A 1,023-nucleotide genomic window follows, 5' to 3' on the forward strand; every position below is an offset into this window, starting at 1 on the left:
CGCGTGAGATGCCCCAGCTCGACGCCGACGGCACGCCCCGCCGCCGCCCCCGTCCCGACTGGGCCGAGGAGACCCCGCTGGACGACCTGCCGTCGCTGGCCGACGAACTTCTCGGGTCGTACGACGAGGGGGAGTACGGCGAGCGGCAGTACGGCGACGGGGGCGAGAGCGAGGAGCAGGGCGGCCGGGGCCGGGGTCGACGGGGCTGAGCGGGCCGCGTGGTGGGTGCGAGGGCTTCCGGGTCCGGCTAGGGCGGTGCCGCGGGTGCCGCGGGTGCCGGCGAAGGACGCTGGGCGCCCCTCGCCCCGCGCCTCGTTGTCAGTGCCCACCCGCACAATGGATTCCGGAACGCGGAATGTGACGGAAGGGCGGCGTGACCCATGACCGTGTGGGACGACCTCGTCGGGCAGGAGAAGGTGAGCGCGGTGCTCGATGCGGCCGCGCGGGACGCCGACGCCCTGGTCACGGCCGCCTCGGCGGAGCAGCCGCTGCCCGAGGCGTCGAAGATGACCCACGCCTGGCTGTTCACGGGGCCGCCCGGCGCCGGCCGGAACCAGGCGGCCAGGGCCTTCGCCGCGGCCCTGCAGTGCGTGAGCCCCGATCGCGCGCTCGGCGGCGCCCCCGGCTGCGGGTTCTGCGACGGCTGTCACACGGCGCTGCTCGGCACCCACGCGGACGTGACGACGGTCGCCGCGGTCGGTGCCGAGATCCTGGTCAAGGACATGCGGGACACGGTCCGAAAGTCGTTCACCGCCCCGGCGAACGGCCGCTGGCAGATCATCCTGGTCGAGGACGCCGAGCGGCTGAACGAGAAGTCGGCCAACGCCGTCCTCAAGGCCGTGGAGGAGCCCGCCCCGCGCACGGTCTGGCTGCTGTGCGCCCCCTCCATCGAGGACGTCCTGCCCACCATCCGCTCCCGCTGCCGCCATCTGAACCTGCGCACGCCGTCCGTCGACGCGGTCGCCGACATGCTCGTACGGCGTGACGGCATCGAGCCCGGGGTCGCCGCGTCCGTGGCCCGCG

2 protein-coding genes are annotated in these 1,023 nt (G+C 74.8%); both read left to right on the forward strand.

The annotated features are described in order from the left end of the window. A partial coding sequence (locus tag H5J33_RS36395; RefSeq protein WP_181798944.1) for a hypothetical protein occupies nucleotides 1–209 on the forward strand: 209 nt, incomplete at its 5' end. Nucleotides 210–380: 171 nt separating this feature from the next. Next, nucleotides 381–1,023 (forward strand): DNA polymerase III subunit delta' (locus tag H5J33_RS36400; RefSeq protein ID WP_181798945.1); only part of this gene is annotated, 643 nt, incomplete at its 3' end.

It is taken from the genome of Streptomyces sp. WELS2, from assembly GCF_013870595.1.
Classification (GTDB): domain Bacteria; phylum Actinomycetota; class Actinomycetes; order Streptomycetales; family Streptomycetaceae; genus Streptomyces.